Consider the following 17,837-nt stretch of genomic DNA (forward strand, 5'->3'; position numbering starts at 1 on the left):
TGTCAGCGCCCCTTCTTCGATTCCTGCTGCTTGCGGCACTCGGCCACCGCGGCGTCCGACTTGGCGCGCGGCTCGGCCACGGAACGGACCCGGCCGCCAGCCGCCGAGGAGTTCGGGCCGCCCTGGGCTTCGTAGGTGCCGCTTTTCTCGTTGTAGCGCACCCGGTCGCCGCGAATCGTGTCAAACGGTTTGCCGCAGACATAGCGCACCACCACCGCCTGGCCGATCAGGTCGAAGGTGCTCTTGGTGCCGTCGTATTCGGCGCGCAGGCCCTTGCCCTCGATCAGTTCGAAGGTCTCGGGACGTTCCTGGCGGATGGTGACGACCTTGCCCTTGTTCGCGGTGGCGGTGCCGTACTGGTTGCCAGCGGCGTCCTCGCGCATTTCCAGGTTGTCGGAGGTGAGCGTCATCAGGCCACGCGTCATGTTGACGTTGCCGGTGAACACGCTTTGTTTCTTCACGTCGTCGTAGTGCAGCGTGTCCGACAGGATCGTGGTGGTGGGTTCCTCGGCGGGCGCGGTCTTGCTCGCGCCGGCGGCGGCCGGCTTGGGGTCGGCCGCCGCCGGCGCTACCGCCGATGCCATCAGCAGCATCGCGCCCAGCAGGCGCGTGGTGGGGGCAATGCGAATCCGGAAGTCGGTCATGGTTTCTTCGGGTCAGTGGTGTTGGCAGGCGTCTCGGCCGGGCGGCGCGATTTGTTTTCCGTGCCGGCGATTTCCACGTCGGTGGACGCCGATACCTGCAATTGGCGTGTCTTGTTGTTGTAGTGCATGCCCTTGCCGTTCATGCGCGAGCGGCCCTTGATGACTTCCGCGGGCAGGTCGGTGTAGACCACGTCGTCGTCCGGCAGCAGGATCAGTTGCTGGCTGCGCACGTCCAGGACGTCGTTGTTGGCGTCCGGCTGGCGGTGCACGTGCGCGTCGCCGTTCATGACGATGCGCTTGCCGCCCTGTTCCATGACGGCCGTCTTGGACACGCCCACGGTGATCGGGCTGGCTTCGCGCTGGCCGATGGCGCGCGGCTGGGTGATGTGATACGAATCGTCGTCCGGGAAATGTTCGGCGTAATCGCCCTCGAGCCGATTGATGGGACGCCCGGTGGGGTCGGTGCGCAGCATCACGAAATTACGCGACCAGGCGTCCATTTCGTGCGTGACGCGGCGCGGCGGGTCCGTCTGGATGGCCCGCTGCGCGTAGTCGGCGGCCCAGTACGTGCTGGCGACGAGCACCAGCAGCAGGAACAGCGCGATCAGGGAAGGGAAACGATCTTTCATCAGGTCTGCGGGGCGTGATAGGGGCGCTTACTGGATGGCGCCAGGACCGAGCAGTCCCGGCGCCGCCAGGAATCCGCCCAGCCGGCCCTGGGAGGCCAGCAGCAGGTCGCAACATTCGCGCACCGCGCCGTTGCCGCCCGCTTGCGTTGCGATCCAGTGGGCCGCCTGGCTGACGTAGCCCGGCGCATTCGGCACGCTGGCGGCGAAGCCGGCGCGTTGCATGGCCGGCAGGTCGATGATGTCATCGCCCATGTAGCCGGTCTGGTTCAGTTGGACCGCGCTGCGCTGCGCAAGTTCGGCCAGCGCGGCGCCTTTGTCGCGCACGCCCTGCATGATCTCGGAAATTCCCAGCTCGGCGGCGCGGCGCGCCACGATCGGGCCGGAGCGGCCGGTCATCAGCGCCACCTTCAGGCCGCCTTCCATCAGCAGGCGCAGGCCATGGCCATCCAGGGCGTTGAAGCGCTTCTGGACTTCGCCGGTCTCGCCGTAATACAGGCCGCCGTCGGTCAGCACGCCGTCCACGTCGAAGACCATCAGGCGCACGGCGGCGGCGCGTTCGCGCACCGCTGGCGCGATACGGGCCAGGACCAGGGCTTCGGCGGGGTGGGTGATCGAAGGGGGGAGAGTCATAGTCATACCACTTTGGCGGCCATCAGGTCGTGCATGTGCAAGGCGCCGAGCAGGGCGCCATCGGCGTCCAGCACCAGCATGTGATTGAGCCGCAGTTCGTCCATCTGGCGCGCGGCCTCGACGGCCAGCGCGTCCGGGTTGATGCTGCGCGGCGAGCGCGTCATGCCGGCTTCGACGTTCAGGCTGCGGATGTCGCCGTAGCGTGCGATCAGGCGGCGCAGGTCGCCGTCGGTGAAGATGCCGACCGGGCGGTGCTGCGCATCGCTCACCACGGTCATGCCCATGCCCTTGGCCGACATGACTTCGAGCGCCTGCGAGACCGGCGTGCCCTGCGCCACGACGGGCAGGGCGTCGCCCTGGCGCATGACGTTGCGCACGTGGGTCAGCAGGCGCCGGCCGAGCGCGCCGCCCGGATGCGAGCGGGCGAAATCCTGGGGCCCGAACCCGCGCGCCTCCAGACAGGCCACGGCCAGCGCATCGCCCAGGGCCAGGGCCGTGGTGGTGCTGGCGGTCGGCGCCAGATTCAGCGGGCAGGCTTCCTGGGACACGCTGGCGTCCAGGTGGACGTCGGCGAGCCGCGCCAGCTCGGACTGCGGATTGCCGGTAATGGCCACCAGGCTGGCGCCCATGCGGCGCACCACCGGCAGGATGGTGAGCAGCTCCTGGCCCGACCCGGAATACGAAATGGCGATCAGGACGTCGTCGCGGGTGATCATGCCCAGGTCGCCGTGCACCGCTTCGGCGGCGTGCACGAAGAAGGCGGGCGTGCCGGTGGAGGCGAAGGTGGCGGCGATCTTGCGGGCGATGTGGCCGGTCTTGCCGATGCCGCTGACGACCACGCGCCCACGGCAGGCCAGCAGCATGGCGACGACCCGCGCGAAGCTGTCGTCCAGCCGCGCGGACAGGTCCAGGATGCCCTGGCTTTCGATTTGCAGCGTCCTGCGCGCAGATGCCAGCGCGGTCTCGGACGTTGTGGTGGGATGATCGGTCATCAGGGGATTTTAATATCAGGTTGCGGGTTTGCCCCTGGGAGGGGGGTATGGCATCCTGGCGACTCTTTTATCCGGCTATCAATCTTTCCTTTCCAGGCCCGCTCATGTCCAGCATTCCCAGCCCCGTCCTTGGCACGCCCCTGTCCCCCCTGGCCACCCGAGTCATGCTGCTCGGCTCGGGCGAGTTGGGCAAAGAGGTCATCATCGCTCTACAGCGGCTGGGCGTGGAAGTCATCGCGGTGGACCGGTATGCCGACGCGCCGGGCCACCAAGTGGCGCATCGCGCCCATGTGGTGTCGATGACGGACCCTGTAGCCCTGGAAAAAATCATCCGGCAAGAGCAACCGCACGTTATTGTCCCCGAAATCGAGGCCATTGCCACCAATTTGCTGGTGGATCTGGAAGCGGCCGGCGTGGCGCGGGTCACCCCGACCGCCCGGGCGGCGCAACTGACCATGAACCGCGAGGGCATCCGCCGCCTGGCGGCCGAGACCCTGGGCCTGCCCACCTCGCCCTACGCCTTCGTCGATACGGAAGACGAATTGCGCCGGGCCATCGACGGTGGCATCGGCTATCCCTGCGTCATCAAGCCGGTCATGTCCTCGTCGGGCAAGGGCCAGTCCGTGATCAAGGGCGCCGAGGACCTGGGCGCCGCCTGGCGCTACGCCCAGGAGGGCGGCCGGGTGGGCGGCGGCCGCGCCATCGTCGAGGGCTTCATCCGCTTCGATTACGAAATCACGCTGCTGACCGTGCGCGCCCGCGGCGCCGACGGCCAGGTCGAGACCCGCTACTGCGAGCCGATCGGCCACAAGCAGGTCGACGGCGACTACGTCGAGAGCTGGCAACCCCATCCCATGTCGCCCGCGGCGCTGGAGCGTGCCCGCGAGATCGCCCTTGCCGTGACGGCCGAGCTGGGCGGCCTTGGAATTTTCGGCGTCGAACTGTTCGTGGCCGGCGACCAGGTGTGGTTCTCGGAAGTGAGCCCGCGCCCGCACGACACTGGCATGGTCACCATGATTACCCAGGCGCAGAACGAATTCGAACTGCACGCCCGCGCCCTGCTCGGCCTGCCGGTGGACACCTCGCTGCGCCAGCCTGGCGCGAGCAGCGTCATCTATGGCGGCGTCGAGGCCAAGGCCGTGTCGTTCCACAACGTGGCGCAGGCGCTGGCAGAGCCGGGCACCGACATCCGCCTGTTTGGCAAGCCCGAGTCCTTCGTCAAGCGCCGCATGGGCGTGGGCCTGGCGATCGCCGAGGATGTGGCCGCCGCGCGCGCCAAGGCCAAGCGCGTGTCGGCCGCCGTCACCGTCAAGGCCGGCTGACCCGCCCATCCGCCCGGCGCGCCGGGGGCGGCGCCCTGGATTTCCCCTTGATTCGCAGCCACCCGCCAACCGGCGGGTGGCTTTTTTTCGTGGCGCGTCCACCACAGATTGCGACTGATTTCGGGGGCGGAACGACAGAATTGTCATCCCTTGCGGCTATACCCCTGTCATCGGTGTGGTTTGTGTTTTCGCACAGTTTGTTCGATAATTTCAGGAATTTCTGAAAACGGCGTAACTATTTATGTATGCCGTCACCGCATTTGCTGGCCTGGATGGATCATGGTGCTCACCCCTCAAAACGAACGTTTCGTCCTGCACTTCGGCGAAATGGGCAGCCGTTGGGGCGTGAACCGCACCGTCGGCCAGATCTACGCCTTGCTGTTCCTGGCGCCCCAGCCCCTGCATGCCGACGACATCGCCGAAACGCTGGGCTTTTCCCGTTCGAACGTCAGCCTGGGCCTGAAGGAGCTGCAGTCCTGGCGCCTGGTGAAGCTGGTGCACCAGGTCGGCGACCGCCGCGACTACTTCGAGACGCCCAAGGATGTCTGGGAGATCTTCCGCATCCTGATGGAAGAGAAGCGCAAGCGCGAAATCGATCCCACCCTCACCCTGCTGCGAGACACCCTGCTGGAGCCCCCCACGGGACCGGACGGTGCCTACGCGCAGCAACGCATGACCGAAATGCTGGAGCTCATCGAACTGTCCACCGGGTGGTTCGATGAGGTTCAACGTCTGCCGCCGGAGACTCTGCAGAACCTGATGAAGCTGGGTTCGAAAGTGCAGAAAGTGCTGGGCTTCGCCGGCAAGTTGCGGGGCAAAGGCTGATCGCTGATCCGCCCCGATTTTTTCAGGAAACCTCTATGAAGCTGTATACAACGCCCTTATCATGGCGCCAGAGACGGCCTGGGAACCATGCCGGTTGCTGTGGCTACTCACCTGCATGGGAGCGCCCCAATGATTGATCTCGACGTCGTCAACCTGTCGCGATTCCAGTTTGCCGCGACCGCGCTGTACCACTTCCTCTTCGTCCCCCTCACGCTCGGCCTGTCGTTCATCCTGGCCATCATGGAAAGCGTGTACGTCATGACTGGCCGCCCCATCTGGAAGCGGATGACCATGTTCTGGGGCACCCTGTTCGGCATCAACTTCGCGCTGGGCGTGGCCACGGGCGTGGTCATGGAGTTCCAGTTCGGCATGAACTGGTCGTACTACAGCCACTACGTGGGCGACATCTTCGGCGCGCCGCTGGCGCTGGAAGGGCTGATGGCCTTCTTCCTGGAAGCCACCTTCGTCGGCCTGTTCTTCTTCGGCTGGAACCGCATGTCCAAGGTCAGCCACCTGGTGGTGACCTGGCTGGTGGCATTCGGCACCAACTTCTCGGCGCTCTGGATCCTGATCGCCAACGGCTGGATGCAGAACCCGGTGGGCGCGGTGTTCAACCCCGACACCATGCGCATGGAAATGACCGACTTCGCCGCGGTGATCTTCAACCCGGTGGCCCAGGCCAAGTTCGTGCACACGGTCAGCGCGGGCTACGTGGCGGGCGCCATGTTCGTCATGTCGATCAGCGCCTGGTACCTGCTCAAGGGCCGCCACACCGACCTGGCCAAGCGCTCGATGGCGGTCGCCGCCAGCTTCGGCCTGGCCTCGGCGCTGTCGGTCGTCGTGCTGGGTGACGAGAGCGGTTATCTCACCACCGAACACCAGAAGATGAAGATCGCGGCCATGGAATCCATGTGGCACACCGAGCCCGCGCCCGCGTCCTTCAACCTGATCGCGCTGCCCAACCAGGCCGAACGCAAGAACGACTTCGCCATCGAGATTCCCTACGTCATGGGCCTCATCGGCACGCGCTCGCTGACGACCCCGCTGCTGGGCATCAACGACCTGATCCTGCGCGCCGAGAATCGCATCCGCGACGGCATGGTGGCGTACGACGCCCTGCAGAAGATCCGTGCCAATCCCAAGGACGTCGACGCCCGCATGGTGTTCGACCGCACCTGGCCCGATCTCGGCTACGCGTTGCTGGTCAAACGCTACCAGACCGACATGAGCAAGGTCACCGAAGAGGACATCAAGAAGGCCGCGGTGGATACCGTGCCGAACGTGGCGCCGCTGTTCTGGGCGTTCCGCATCATGGTGGCCGTGGGCATGTACCTGATCCTGTTCTTCGGCGTGGCATTCTGGCTGGCCTCGCGCGGTCGCCTCGACAGCCGCCGCGGCCTGCTGAAGGTGGCGCTGTGGAGCCTGCCCATGCCCTGGATCGCCATCGAGAGCGGCTGGTTCGTGGCCGAGTACGGCCGCCAGCCATGGGTGATCGAAGGCGTGCTGCCCACGTATTACGCGGCGTCCGGCCTCACGATCGCCGACCTGGCCATCAGCCTGACGATCTTCCTGGTGCTGTACACCGTGCTGCTGATCATCGGTGTGAAGGTCATGCTGCACGCCGTGCGCAAGGGCCCGAAATCCGACGCGCCGGTCCCGGTCAGCGCCGCCGCCGATCCCGTCCACGCCGCCGTGCGCGCCTAAGGGGAGAGAAACAATGGATACCCTTATTCCTTTCGACTACGCCACCTTGCGGGTGATCTGGTGGGTGCTGCTGGGCGCGCTGCTGATCGGCTTCGCCGTGATGGACGGCTTCGACCTGGGCGTGGCGGCGCTGCTGCCGGTGGTCGCCAAGACCGATGCCGAACGCCGCGTGGTGATCAACGTGGTCGGCCCCGTGTGGGAAGGCAACCAGGTGTGGCTGATCACCGCGGGCGGCGCCATCTTCGCCGCGTGGCCGCTGTTGTATGCCGCCTCGTTCTCGGGCTTCTACCTGGCGATGATGCTGGCGCTGATCGCGCTGATCCTGCGTCCCGTCGGCTTCAAGTACCGCAGCAAGATGGAAGGCACCCGCTGGCGCAATAGCTGGGACGGCGTGCTCTGCTTCTCGGGCGTGGTGGCCTCGCTGGTGTTCGGCGTGGCCGTGGGCAACATCATCCTGGGCGTGCCGTTCACCTTCGACGAAAACGCGCTGCGCATGGTGTACCAGGGTCACTTCTACCAACTGTTCACGCCGTTCGCGCTGCTGTGCGGCGTGCTGAGCGTGGTGATGCTGGCGATGCACGGCGCGGTGCTGCTGGCCTGGCGCACCGAGGACCCCGTGTCGTCGCGAGCCCGCAACTGGGGCCGCCTGTGCGCGTTGCTGACGCTGGTGTTGTTCGTCGCCGGGGGCTTCTGGGTGAAGTCGCTCAGCGGCCATGCCATCACCAGCGCGGTGGACATGCAAGGTCCTTCGGATCCGATGCTCAAGACGGTCGCGGTGCAGGCCGGCGCCTGGATGGCCAACTACGCCAAGTGGCCGCTGATGTGGATCGCGCCCGCGCTGGGCGTGGCGGGCGCCGTGCTGGTGCTGCTGTTGCTGACGTTGCGCGCCAACGTGTTGTCGTTCCTGGCCTCGGCCGTTTCGATCAGCGGCGTCATCCTGACGGTCGGCTTCTCGCTGTTTCCGTTCCTGATGCCGTCGTCGACCAACCCAAAAGCCGGCCTGACGGTCTGGGACGCCTCGTCCAGCCACATGACGCTGTGGATCATGGTGATCGCGGTGGTGGTGTTCCTGCCGATCGTGACGCTCTACACCGCCTGGGTGTATCGCGTCATGCGCGGCAAGGTAACGCATGCATCCGTGGGCGACACGCCCAATTCGTACTGACAAGGAGCCTTCACCATGTGGTATTTCTCATGGGTACTCGGCCTGGGATTGGCGTGTGCGTTCGCCATCCTCAACGCAATGTGGTTCGAGCTGCGCGAAGGTCACTCGCATGACCCGCGCGCCAGCCGTAACGACGAGTGAGCGGCCGCGCCAGCAGCCTCGAGCATGACCCCTCGGCCACCCTGCGCAAGCCGCCGCGCGAGCAATCGCGCTGGCTGATGGCGCTGGCCGGGGCGGCCCGGCTGCCGCTCATCCTGGCGGGCGCGGCGCCGCTGGTGTCCGGCGCGTTGCTGGTGGTTCAGGCCTGGCTGCTGGCCAGCGTGCTGGATGCCGCCATCGTGCGGCAGGCGCCGCGCCTGGAACTGCTCGGCCAGATCCTGGCCATCGCCGCGCTGATGCTGGCGCGCGCCTGCATCACCTGGGCGGGCGAGCGCGCCGGGGCCGATGCCGCCGAGCGTATCAAGCGTCACGTGCGCCAGGCGCTGTTCGCGCGCCTGCTGCGCAAAGGACCTGACTGGAGCCGCCGGCAGGCCTCGGGCGAGATCGCCAGCGCGCTGGTGGACCAGGTCGAGGCGCTCGACGGATTCTTCTCCAAGTATCTGCCGGCCATGGCCGCGGCGGCGCTGCTGCCGGTGGCGTTTGCGGTCCTGTTGCTGCCGGTGGATGTGATCGCGGGGCTGGTGCTGTTGATCACCGCGCCGCTGATTCCGCTGTTCATGGCGCTGGTCGGCTGGGGCGCGCAAGGCGCCAGCCGGCGTCATCTGCGGGCTTTCGCGCGGCTGTCGGGATTCTTCGCCGACCGCCTGCGCGGCCTGTCCACCCTGAAGCTGTATGGCCGCGCCGAAGCCGAGGCGGCTTCCGTCGCCGCCGCCAGCGATGCGCTGCGCCAGCGCACCATGTCCGTGCTGCGGATCGCCTTCCTGTCGTCGGCGGTGCTGGAATTCTTCGCCGCGCTGGGCGTGGCGGGCGTGGCCGTCTACATCGGCCTGAGCTACCTGGGGTTCCTCGACCTGCGCTGGTCGCCGTTCACGCTGCAGGCCGGCCTGTTCTGTCTGCTGATGGCGCCCGAGGTCTACGCGCCCTTGCGCCAGTTTGCCGCGCACTACCACGACCGCGCCACGGCGCTGGCCGCGGTGTCGCAGATCGCCACGCTGTTCGATGGGCTGCCGCAGGGGGAAGCCGTCGAATCGCGCCAGGATGGGCCGATGGCGCCGGTATCGGGCGCCGCCGGCCTGACGGTGGCGGGGCTGACCATGACGGCGCCCGGGCGGCCCTTGCCGGTGCTGTCCGCGGCGGCGTTGGCGCTGGCCCCGGGCGAGCACGCGGCCTTGATGGGGCCGAGCGGTATCGGCAAGTCCACGCTGATCGAGGCCATCGCGCGCCTGCGCCGGGGCGACGGCGACATTCGCCTCGATGGCGTGCCGCTGGACCAGTGGGGTGAGGCCGATCTGCGCGCGCGCGTGGCGCTGATCGGGCAGAGGCCGCAACTGCTGGCGGGGTCGATCGCGGACAACATCCGGTTGGGACGCCCAGATGCCACCGACGCGATGGTGCGTGATGCGGCTCGCCGCGCCTGTGTGCTCGAATTCGCCGCCGGGCTGCCGCAAGGGCTGGATACGCCGCTGGGCAGCCGCGGTCATGGCCTGTCGGGCGGCCAGGCGCAACGCGTTGCGCTGGCGCGCCTGTTCCTGCGCGATCCCGGGTTGATCCTGCTGGACGAGCCCACGGCACACCTGGACGAGGCCACGCAGGCGCGAGTGCTGGACGAGATCCTGGCATTCGCCGCTGGCCGCACGCTGCTGCTCGCTACCCATTCGCCCGCGGTCGCGGCGCGTTTCGCGCGGGTGCTGCGCCTCGCCGATGCAAAAGTGAAAGACGTATGAAGAACCTGTTGTTGCTCCTGCCGCTATATGCGCGCCGCAAGGCGGGTTTGTTGCTCGCGCTGTTCTGCGCGCTGGCGACGGTGGCCGCGGGCGTCGGCCTGCTGGGCGTGTCCGGCTGGTTCCTGACCGGCGCCGCGCTGGCCGGCGCGGGCGGCGCCTTCAATCTGTTCGCGCCGTCCGCGCTGGTGCGCGGCCTGTCGTTCCTGCGCATCGTGTCGCGTTATGCCGACCGGGTGGTCGGGCATGCCGCCACGCTGCGCCTGCTGGCCGACCTGCGCGCGGCAGTCTTCACGGCGCTGATCCGCCTGACGCCGCGCCAGTTGGCGCGTTACCGCAGTGGCGACCTGGTGGCGCGCATGACAGGCGACGTCGATGCGCTCGACACCGTGTTCCTGTTCGTGTTGGCGCCGCTGGCGACGGCCATCCTGGCCGGCGCGGCGTTGACCGCCGTGCTGGGTTATTGGGTGCCGGCGGCGGCCCTGGTGTTCGCGCTGGCGCTGCTGGCGGTCTGTGTCCTGGTGCCGCTGTGGCTGCTGCGCGCCGCGCGCAAGCCTGGCGTAGCCGCGCAGGAGAGCGCGGCCGGACTGCGTGCTGCCGTGCTCGACGCGGTCGATGGTCACGCCGACATGGTCGCGCTGCATGCGCAGTCGCAGACCCAGGCGCATTTCGACCAATTGTGCGAGGCCAGCGCGCGTGCCCGCGGCAGCCAGGCCCGGGTCGCGGCGCGGGGGCAATGGTTCCTGCAGGCGGCGGCCGGGCTATCGGTGCTGGCGCTGCTGTGGTTCGGCCTGGCGCGTTACGAAGCCGGCGTATTGCACGGGCCGTTGCTGGTGGGACTGTTGCTGGCCGTAATCGGCATCTTCGAAGTGGCCGGCCCGATCATGCGCGGCGCCTCGCGCATGGGGTCGGCGCTGTCGGCCGCCGCGCGCATCCGCGACGTGGCGCAGCGCGAGCCGGACATGTGCGATCCCGCCGTGCCCAGCCCGCTGCCGACGCGCGGCGCGCTGGAACTGGTCGATGTGTCCTTCGCCTATCCGGCGCGGGCCGGCGAGACGCCCCTGCCTGTGCTGCATCACCTGCAACTGCGGGTCGAGCCGGGAGAACGGGTCGCCATCCTGGGCGAGAGCGGCGCGGGCAAGTCCACGCTGCTGCATCTGCTGCTGCGGCTGGAGGATCCGCTGGACGGCCAGGTGCGCTACGCGGGCATCGATGCCCGCGCCTGTGCGCAGGCGGACTGGCATCGACGCATCGCGTTGCTGTCGCAGGACGCCCCGGTATTCCTGGGCACCTTGCGCACCAATCTGCTGATCGGCGACCCGCAGGCCGGCGACGCCGAGTTGTGGCGCGCGCTGGACGCCGCCCGCCTCGGGGAATTCGTGCGCGGGTTGCCTGATGGGCTGGATACCTGGGCCGGCGAAACCGGTTCCCTGCTGTCCGCCGGGCAGGCGCGGCGCCTGTGCCTGGCGCGGGCGTTGTTGTCGCCGGCCGATGTCATCGTGCTGGACGAACCGACCGCGGGTCTGGACGCGGCCGCCGAGGCGGCGTTCTTCGCCGACCTGGAACACGCGGTGGGGGGACGCACCGTCATCCTGGCCACGCATGCCGTGCTGCCGCCCGGCGCCGTCGACCGCTGTTGCACTTTGCGCGGCGGACAGTTGCATGAGGTGTCATCAGCCGTGGCGGTCCTGGCTTAAGCACGGTTGCGCGGTTATAGTTCGCCTTGCTTCAATTCTCCAGGGCCAGCTTCCATGCAGACCGACAACGCCGAGTACATCCGGCGCACCATCCGCAGCGTGCCTGACTGGCCCCAACCTGGTGTCATTTTTCGAGACATCACGCCGGTGTTGCAGGACCCGCGTGCGTTCCGGGTGCTGATCGACCTTTTCGTCTACCGCTACATGCGCCAGCGCCTGGATCTGGTGGCCGGCGTGGACGCGCGCGGCTTCATCATTGGCAGCGTGCTGGCCTATGAGCTCAACCTGGGTTTCGTGCCGGTGCGCAAGAAGGGCAAGCTGCCGTACCGCACCGTCGCCGAGGAATACTCGCTCGAATACGGCAACGCGGCCGTCGAGATGCACACCGATTCCGTGCGTACCGGACAGCGCGTTCTGCTGGTGGATGACCTGATCGCCACGGGCGGCACGATGCTGGCGGCGATCAAGCTGCTGCAGCGCCTGGGCGCGAACGTGGTCGAGGCGGCAGCCATCATCGACCTGCCCGAACTCGGCGGCTCGGCCAAGATCGCGGCCACCGGCACGCCGCTCTACACGGTCTGTCAATACGATAGCGCGTCGGTCTGAGACCGGCGCGGGCGGACGATTCAGGCGTCCATTCGCCTCAGGCGTCCGAGAGCCGTGGCTGGATGAAGTCCAGGAAGGCCTTGGTCTTGGCCGGCAGCATGCGCGATGGCAGCAGGGCGAACAGGGGCAGGGGCGTCAGGCTCCAGTCGGGCAGCACGCGCACCAGACCGGTCTGCTTGATGGCTCGCTCCATCGCATCGAACACCAGCAGCGGCGTGATGCCCAGGCCCTGTCCGGCCAGGCGTCCCAGCATGCCGACATTGTTGGCCGACAGCCGGCCCGACACCTGCACGCGCTCCACCTTGTCACCCGAATGCAGCATCCAGAAGGATGACTCGTCGCGCATGGTGGGGCGCAGGCATTCGTGGTGGCTCAGGTCGGCCGGCACCCGCGGCTCGCCATGGCGCGCCAGGTAGTCGGGCGAGGCATACAACTGGTGCGCCATCAGCACGATCTTGCGCGAAATGAGGCTGGAATCGGGCTGCTGCCCGAAACGCAGAATCAGGTCGAAGGGATTGCTGATCGGGTCGATCGGCCGCATGCTCAGATCGAAATCACATTCGATGTCGGGGTGCTGTTCGCGGAACTCGCGGATCACGGCGGGCAGGAACAGTTGCGCCAGGCTGGTGGGCAGCGAGATGCGCAGGCGGCCCTTGGGTTGCACCGCCATGTCGAGCAACTGGTCGTGGGCGATGCGGGCTTCTTCCACTATGTGCCGACAACGCTCGAAATAGATGGCGCCCGCCTCGGTCAGGTCGATTTTGCGGGTGCTGCGATTCAGCAGGCGCATGCCGACGCTGCGCTCCAGCTCACTGACGCGCCGCGAGAGCGTGGACGTTGGAATATTCAAGGCTTCGGCGGCGTGGCTGAAGTTCTTGCGCTTGGCGACCTCGACGAAGAGCGCGATGTCGTTAAGCTGGATATCCATGGTGCCCTCAAACTCAAAATTCCATTTCTGGCAGGTTCATATGATAAGTGGAAATATTGTCCCGCCAGTGGAAATGTCTATTTAGCCACCATGAACGACTATTCCGCCGGACGGGACGCACACATTCCGTTACCGGGCTGGCGCGCCGCTGAATGTCTGGTTGGCCCTGCGGCAGAGGGCGCGAGCGGTTGTTGCACGGTGCCCGAGTCGTGCGGAGGGGATACGCTTTGCAATTGTCCCGTCCATGCAAATATGTTCACCAAAATAAGGGTTTTTACTAGGGCCTGATCGCCAGATACTGCATCCCAGCAATCGAATTGTCACATTGCCGCCGCCGCCCTGGCGGCGGACGGTGTGCCAGGTTTAGGATGGAGTCATCACAATGAAAGCCCTAGCTACCGCACTCATGGTTACCGCAACGCTGGTGGGTATGTCCGCCGCCCACGCCGGTGGCAAGACGCGTGAACAGGTTCAACAGGAACTGCAGGCCGCCAAGGCCGCCGGGCAGGTCACGTTCGGCGAATTGGACTATCCGCCCGCCATCGCCCAACAGACGGGCATGACGCGTGAGCAGGTCCAACAGGAACTGCAAAGCGCCAAGGCCGCCGGCCAGGTCACCAGCGGCGAATTGGATTACCCGCCGCGCGCGGCGGCCACCCAGACGGCCGGCAAGACCCGCGAGCAGGTTCGCGAGGAACTGGCGCAGGCCAAGGCCCGCGGCGAATACACCTTCGGTGAACTGGACTACCCGCCCAAGGGCCGTTGACCCGCGGCCTTCACCGTTCGGCGCGAAACCAAAGCCCCTTGCACGCCAAGGGGTTTTTTATCTCTCCGTCCGGAGTCCGTCCTCGTCTCGTTGTCGTGTTTATGCCGCATGGACTGTGCCGCCCACACAACATGTGATGTCAATCCCGCTTGAGTGCGACGACCGGCGACCGCGCGGCGAAACCGAATTATGAGCAAGAATTCGCATTTGATATCAAGGCCTTAATACGCAGCTTCCAAGGCCGAGGCGGGTTGGGCGGCGGGCATTATCCCGCCCATGGAAAGTTGTTCTTCGAAATCCGCGTTACTTCAAATTGTTCCAAGGCAGACACTAGATTCAGTGCAGACGCCGCTCGCTTTGTCGTCGCGGCACGCAGGCAGCGGCGATGCCGCCGCGTGGTTGCGGGATGCCTTTATCTTTCGCCATTTTGGGGACTTTTATGAAGAAGACGCTATTGGCTGTCGCGTTGCTGACCGGTTTCGCCGGCGCCGCGCATGCCGCTGATTCCGTGACGCTGTACGGGTTGATCGATGCCGGTATCGGCTACGAGCAAGTGAAGTTCAAGGGCCAGTCGCAGAGCCGCATCGCCGGCGTGCAGGGCGTGAGCAGCGGCTCGCGCTTCGGGCTGCGCGGCACGGAAGACCTGGGTGACGGCCTGCGCGCCGTGTTCAACCTGGAAGGCGGTTTCGGCCCGATGAACGGCCAATCGCTGCAGAATGGCCGTCTGTGGGGCCGCCAGGCCACCGTGGGCCTGGACAGTGATTCGTGGGGACGCCTGGAATTCGGTCGCCAGACCAACCTGGCCTCGAAGTACTTCGGCTCGATCGACCCGTTCTCCATCAGCTACAACACCGCCAACCTGGGCACCACGTTCAGCAGCGCCAACACGATGCGCCTGGACAACATGGTCCTGTACCAGACCCCCAGCATGGGCGGTTTCAAGGTGGGCGTGGGCTACTCGTTCAGCGCCGATGACACCGTCGAGGACGGCGTCAAGGAAAAGCACCAGACCGGCTTCGCCACGGGCAACAACAACCGCGTCCTGACCGTGGGCGCGCAATACCTGAACGGTCCGCTGAATCTGGCCGCGGCCTACGACCGCTTCAATCCGTCCAATGACAACATCGGCGGCAAGTCCAGTTCGCGCATCCAGGAATACATCGTTGGAGGCACCTACGATTTCGAGGTCGTGAAGCTGGCGGCGGCGTTCAGCCAGACCCGCGACGGCTGGTTCATCGGCCAGAACATGGGCACCACGCCGGACGGCATGCAGAAGCTGGGCACGTTCAAGCTGGCCGACGGCTTCCGCGCCAATTCCTACATGATCGGCGCCACCGTGCCGCTGGGCCGCCATGCCATCTTCGGCTCCTGGCAGCGCGCCACGCCGAACAACGCCAAGCTGACCGGCGACGACGCGACGTTCAACGTCTACAGCCTGGGTTACACGTACGACTTCACCAAGCGCACCAATCTGTACGCGTATGCCTCCTACGGCGACAACTACGCGTTCCAGCACGATGCGCGCGACACCGCGTTCGCGGTGGGTCTGCGTCACCGTTTCTAAGCGAGGGCATCGGTCCGGTCGCACCTTGCTGAATGCGCGGCACATCTCCGTGAGCCGCCGAGTGACAGCGAACCCCCCCTTCAGGTTGCGGTCGGGCGAGTCCTGAGCAGAGAAGGGAAGGGCCTCCATGCGGAGGCCCTCTCGGTTTTTTGGCCTACAGAAACAGCTTGTAGGCTGGATTGTCGGTCTCGTTCCAGTGGGGATAGCCCAGCTCGGCGACGAAGCCGCGGAATTGCTTCTTGTCCGCCGCCGGCACCTGGATGCCGATCAGGATGCGGCCATAGTCGGCGCCCTGGTTGCGGTAATGGAACAGGCTGATGTTCCAGTCCGGGTTCATGGCGTTCAGGAAACGCATCAGCGCGCCCGGGCGTTCCGGGAACTCGAAGCGATAGAGCAGTTCGTCGCGCGCCTGCGCCGACCGGCCACCGACCATGTGGCGCAAGTGGGTCTTGGCCATTTCGTCGTGCGTCAGATCGAGCGTGTCGAAGCCATGGCGGCGGAAGTGGCTGGCGATCTTGTCGGGTTCGGCCGGCGACGATACCTGCAGGCCGACGAACACGTGGGCGCGGTCCGAATCGGAAATGCGGTAGTTGAACTCGGTCACGCTGCGTTCGCCGACCAGTTCGCAGAAGCGGCGGAAGCTGCCGCGCTGCTCCGGCATGGTGACGGCGAAGACGGCCTCGCGCATTTCGCCGACCTCGGCGCGCTCGGCCACGAAGCGCAGGCGGTCGAAGTTCATGTTCGCGCCGCAGGCGATGGCGACCAGCGTCTTGTCCTTGAGCTTGTGTTCGGCGGCGTATTGCTTGGCGCCGGCCACGGCCATGGCGCCGGCTGGTTCCAGCACGCTGCGGGTGTCCTGGAACACGTCTTTGATGGCGGCGCAGATCGAGTCTGTGTCGACCACCACGAAATCATCGACGTACTTGCGGGTGAGCTTGAAGGTCTCGGCGCCGACCAGCTTGACCGCGGTGCCATCGGAGAACAGCCCCACGTCGTTCAACTGCACGCGCCGGCCGGCGCGCACGCTGCGCAGCATGGCGTCGGAGTCCTCGGTCTGCACGCCGATGATCTTGATCTCGGGGCGCAACTGCTTGATGTAGGCGGCCACGCCGGCGATCAGGCCGCCGCCGCCGATGGCCACGAAGATGGCGTCGATCGGGCCAGGGTGCTGGCGCAGGATCTCCATGCCGACCGTGCCCTGGCCGGCGATCACGTCGGGATCGTCGAACGGGTGCACGAAGGTCAGTTTCTCTTTCTTTTCCAGCGTTTGCGCGTGGGCATAGGCGTCAGAGAAGCTTTCGCCGGCCAGCACCACTTCGCCGCCCAGACGGCGCACCGCGTCGATCTTGACCTGCGGGCTGGTGGTGGGCATGACGATGACCGCGCGGCAGCCGAGCCGGGAGGCGGCCAGCGCCACGCCCTGGGCGTGGTTGCCTGCCGAGGCCGCGATCACGCCGCGGTTGCGCGCCGCCGGCGTCAGGTTGGCCATCTTGTTGTACGCCCCGCGCAGCTTGAAGCTGAATACGGCCTGCGTGTCCTCGCGCTTGAGCAGGATCGTGTTCGCCATGCGCTGCGACAACAGCGGCGCGGATTCGAGCGGCGATTCGACCGCGACGTCGTAGACCTTGGAGGTCAGGATGCGTTTCAGATAATCGGTGGACATGGACTGCGCTTGGGGTAGGGGCGGAAAATTGGGCGGCGCAAAGAGTGGACCCATGCGCGCCATGGCGTGAGCGCGATTATTGCAGGGAAAGCCTCGGTCCCAGGCGGTTTTCGCGGGCTTTCGCCACGGACCGGACGGCGGCGGCCGGGTGCGGGAGGCGCGCGGCTACACTCGACGGCATCATGGAAGAAAGCCTCCTCTCCGCCATCCACTGGCTGCTCGGCCTGCTGGCCCTGCCCTCGGTGGGCCTGTCCGCCATCTTCGCCGTCTCGCTGATCTCGGCCACGTTGCTGCCGCTTGGCTCGGAGCCGGCGGTGTTCGGCTATATCAAGCTGTCGCCCGACATGTTCTGGCCCGCCATCCTGGTGGCGACCGCCGGCAACACCATCGGCGGCGCCATCAGCTACGCCATGGGCCTGGGCGCGGAAAAGGCCGTCGAGCGCTGGAAGGAGCGTCACCCCCACGCGCCGGCCCAATCCCGCATGCGCGGACGCTGGCACGAGCGCGCCCATGACTGGATACACCGCATGGGGCCGCCGGCGCTGCTGCTGTCCTGGCTGCCGGCCGTGGGCGATCCGCTGTGCGCCGTGGCCGGCTGGCTGCGGCTGCCGTTCTGGCCGTGCGTGGCCTATATGGCCATCGGCAAGTTCCTGCGCTATCTGGCCATGACGGCGAGCCTGCTGTGGCTGTTTCCAGGGCAGGTCTAAGCGCTGACGCCCCGCTTAATTGGGGACGCATAAACATGCCATTGTCCCGTTTCTGGACGCTTCCCAGGGGGTATTCGGGGGCGGTTCCGGCCAATGGCATAAAATAATTTTTTAA

17 protein-coding genes are annotated in these 17,837 nt (G+C 66.6%); 11 read left to right on the plus strand and 6 right to left on the minus strand.

The genetic code is table 11. The features are described 5' to 3' along the window. Window positions 1-2: 2 nt before the first annotated feature. From lptA to HV783_RS06325, 4 genes are read right to left on the minus strand one after another with little or no spacing between them, the layout of a single operon-like run. Complete coding sequence (lptA, locus tag HV783_RS06310) at window positions 3-644, minus strand: lipopolysaccharide transport periplasmic protein LptA (protein ID WP_175188824.1); 642 nt, start codon at window positions 642-644, stop codon at window positions 3-5. Beyond that, a complete protein-coding gene (gene lptC / locus HV783_RS06315; protein WP_054500398.1) occupies window positions 641-1,273 on the minus strand; it encodes an LPS export ABC transporter periplasmic protein LptC in 633 nt (210 codons plus the stop codon). Before lptC ends, lptA begins: the two co-directional genes overlap by 4 nt. 27 nt (window positions 1,274-1,300) lie before the next feature. Next, window positions 1,301-1,909, minus strand: coding sequence for a KdsC family phosphatase (locus tag HV783_RS06320; protein WP_081273411.1), 609 nt, complete (start codon window positions 1,907-1,909; stop codon window positions 1,301-1,303). After that, entirely contained in the window at window positions 1,906-2,895 is a 990-nt protein-coding gene (locus HV783_RS06325) for a KpsF/GutQ family sugar-phosphate isomerase (protein WP_054500400.1), read from the minus strand. The genes HV783_RS06320 and HV783_RS06325 overlap by 4 nt, the downstream gene beginning before the upstream one ends. Window positions 2,896-2,999: 104 nt before the next feature. On the opposite strand from HV783_RS06325, the gene purT reads away from it, so the two are divergent. The 8 genes from purT (at window position 3,000) to HV783_RS06365 (ending at window position 12,094) form a co-directional block, all read left to right on the plus strand. Then, window positions 3,000-4,217, plus strand: coding sequence for a formate-dependent phosphoribosylglycinamide formyltransferase (gene purT / locus HV783_RS06330; protein WP_175188825.1), 1,218 nt, complete (start codon window positions 3,000-3,002; stop codon window positions 4,215-4,217). Between the two features lie 279 nt (window positions 4,218-4,496). Next, window positions 4,497-5,042, plus strand: a complete 546-nt coding sequence (locus HV783_RS06335) for a GbsR/MarR family transcriptional regulator (protein WP_049076860.1) — start codon at window positions 4,497-4,499, stop codon at window positions 5,040-5,042. A gap of 129 nt (window positions 5,043-5,171) precedes the next feature. Next, window positions 5,172-6,746, plus strand: coding sequence for a cytochrome ubiquinol oxidase subunit I (locus tag HV783_RS06340; protein ID WP_175188826.1), 1,575 nt, complete (start codon window positions 5,172-5,174; stop codon window positions 6,744-6,746). A 13-nt stretch (window positions 6,747-6,759) separates the two neighbouring features. Further along, the gene (cydB, locus tag HV783_RS06345) at window positions 6,760-7,911 is read left to right on the plus strand and encodes a cytochrome d ubiquinol oxidase subunit II (protein ID WP_175188827.1); all 1,152 of its coding nucleotides are present in this window, start codon (window positions 6,760-6,762) and stop codon (window positions 7,909-7,911) included. A 15-nt stretch (window positions 7,912-7,926) separates the two neighbouring features. Then, window positions 7,927-8,052: a cytochrome bd-I oxidase subunit CydX gene (cydX, locus tag HV783_RS06350; RefSeq protein ID WP_054474887.1), complete on the plus strand. Its 126-nt coding sequence runs from the start codon at window positions 7,927-7,929 to the stop codon at window positions 8,050-8,052. After that, window positions 8,049-9,794, plus strand: a complete 1,746-nt coding sequence (gene cydD, locus HV783_RS06355; protein ID WP_175188828.1) for a thiol reductant ABC exporter subunit CydD — start codon at window positions 8,049-8,051, stop codon at window positions 9,792-9,794. Before cydX ends, cydD begins: the two co-directional genes overlap by 4 nt. After that, the gene (gene cydC, locus HV783_RS06360) at window positions 9,791-11,488 is read left to right on the plus strand and encodes a thiol reductant ABC exporter subunit CydC (protein WP_175166973.1); all 1,698 of its coding nucleotides are present in this window, start codon (window positions 9,791-9,793) and stop codon (window positions 11,486-11,488) included. Before cydD ends, cydC begins: the two co-directional genes overlap by 4 nt. Before the next feature lie 54 nt (window positions 11,489-11,542). Continuing rightward, entirely contained in the window at window positions 11,543-12,094 is a 552-nt protein-coding gene (locus HV783_RS06365; RefSeq protein WP_006391794.1) for an adenine phosphoribosyltransferase, read from the plus strand. A gap of 37 nt (window positions 12,095-12,131) precedes the next feature. On the opposite strand, the gene HV783_RS06370 is transcribed toward HV783_RS06365, so the two are convergent. Continuing rightward, window positions 12,132-13,022, minus strand: coding sequence for a LysR family transcriptional regulator (locus tag HV783_RS06370; RefSeq protein ID WP_054500406.1), 891 nt, complete (start codon window positions 13,020-13,022; stop codon window positions 12,132-12,134). Window positions 13,023-13,404: 382 nt separating this feature from the next. Here HV783_RS06370 and HV783_RS06375 point away from each other — a divergent pair, with 382 nt between their 5' ends. Both HV783_RS06375 and HV783_RS06380 read left to right on the plus strand, forming a co-directional pair. Beyond that, window positions 13,405-13,788: a DUF4148 domain-containing protein gene (locus tag HV783_RS06375; protein WP_175188829.1), complete on the plus strand. Its 384-nt coding sequence runs from the start codon at window positions 13,405-13,407 to the stop codon at window positions 13,786-13,788. 439 nt (window positions 13,789-14,227) lie between these two features. Further along, entirely contained in the window at window positions 14,228-15,352 is a 1,125-nt protein-coding gene (locus tag HV783_RS06380) for a porin (RefSeq protein ID WP_054500408.1), read from the plus strand. Window positions 15,353-15,506: 154 nt separating this feature from the next. Here HV783_RS06380 and ilvA read toward each other — a convergent pair whose 3' ends face one another. Continuing rightward, complete coding sequence (gene ilvA, locus HV783_RS06385) at window positions 15,507-17,015, minus strand: threonine ammonia-lyase, biosynthetic (RefSeq protein WP_054500409.1); 1,509 nt, start codon at window positions 17,013-17,015, stop codon at window positions 15,507-15,509. 182 nt (window positions 17,016-17,197) lie between these two features. Here ilvA and HV783_RS06390 point away from each other — a divergent pair, with 182 nt between their 5' ends. Then, entirely contained in the window at window positions 17,198-17,722 is a 525-nt protein-coding gene (locus HV783_RS06390; protein ID WP_054500410.1) for a YqaA family protein, read from the plus strand. The last annotated feature ends 115 nt before the right edge of the window (window positions 17,723-17,837 follow it).

Source organism: Achromobacter dolens (assembly GCF_902859745.1).
Lineage (GTDB): Bacteria > Pseudomonadota > Gammaproteobacteria > Burkholderiales > Burkholderiaceae_B > Achromobacter > Achromobacter dolens.

Bases quoted from the DNA above. Each gene is read 5' to 3' on its own strand.
- HV783_RS06320 (WP_081273411.1), bottom strand. From the start codon at position 1,909: ATGACTATGACTCTCCCCCCTTCGATCACCCACCCCGCCGAAGCCCTG.
- HV783_RS06325 (WP_054500400.1), bottom strand. From the start codon at position 2,895: ATGACCGATCATCCCACCACAACGTCCGAGACCGCGCTGGCATCTGCG.
- HV783_RS06375 (WP_175188829.1), top strand. From the start codon at position 13,405: ATGAAAGCCCTAGCTACCGCACTCATGGTTACCGCAACGCTGGTGGGT.
- HV783_RS06380 (WP_054500408.1), top strand. From the start codon at position 14,228: ATGAAGAAGACGCTATTGGCTGTCGCGTTGCTGACCGGTTTCGCCGGC.
- lptC (WP_054500398.1), bottom strand. From the start codon at position 1,273: ATGAAAGATCGTTTCCCTTCCCTGATCGCGCTGTTCCTGCTGCTGGTG.
- cydC (WP_175166973.1), top strand. From the start codon at position 9,791: ATGAAGAACCTGTTGTTGCTCCTGCCGCTATATGCGCGCCGCAAGGCG.
- purT (WP_175188825.1), top strand. From the start codon at position 3,000: ATGTCCAGCATTCCCAGCCCCGTCCTTGGCACGCCCCTGTCCCCCCTG.
- cydB (WP_175188827.1), top strand. From the start codon at position 6,760: ATGGATACCCTTATTCCTTTCGACTACGCCACCTTGCGGGTGATCTGG.
- cydX (WP_054474887.1), top strand. From the start codon at position 7,927: ATGTGGTATTTCTCATGGGTACTCGGCCTGGGATTGGCGTGTGCGTTC.
- HV783_RS06335 (WP_049076860.1), top strand. From the start codon at position 4,497: ATGGTGCTCACCCCTCAAAACGAACGTTTCGTCCTGCACTTCGGCGAA.
- lptA (WP_175188824.1), bottom strand. From the start codon at position 644: ATGACCGACTTCCGGATTCGCATTGCCCCCACCACGCGCCTGCTGGGC.
- ilvA (WP_054500409.1), bottom strand. From the start codon at position 17,015: ATGTCCACCGATTATCTGAAACGCATCCTGACCTCCAAGGTCTACGAC.
- HV783_RS06370 (WP_054500406.1), bottom strand. From the start codon at position 13,022: ATGGATATCCAGCTTAACGACATCGCGCTCTTCGTCGAGGTCGCCAAG.
- HV783_RS06365 (WP_006391794.1), top strand. From the start codon at position 11,543: ATGCAGACCGACAACGCCGAGTACATCCGGCGCACCATCCGCAGCGTG.
- HV783_RS06340 (WP_175188826.1), top strand. From the start codon at position 5,172: ATGATTGATCTCGACGTCGTCAACCTGTCGCGATTCCAGTTTGCCGCG.
- HV783_RS06390 (WP_054500410.1), top strand. From the start codon at position 17,198: ATGGAAGAAAGCCTCCTCTCCGCCATCCACTGGCTGCTCGGCCTGCTG.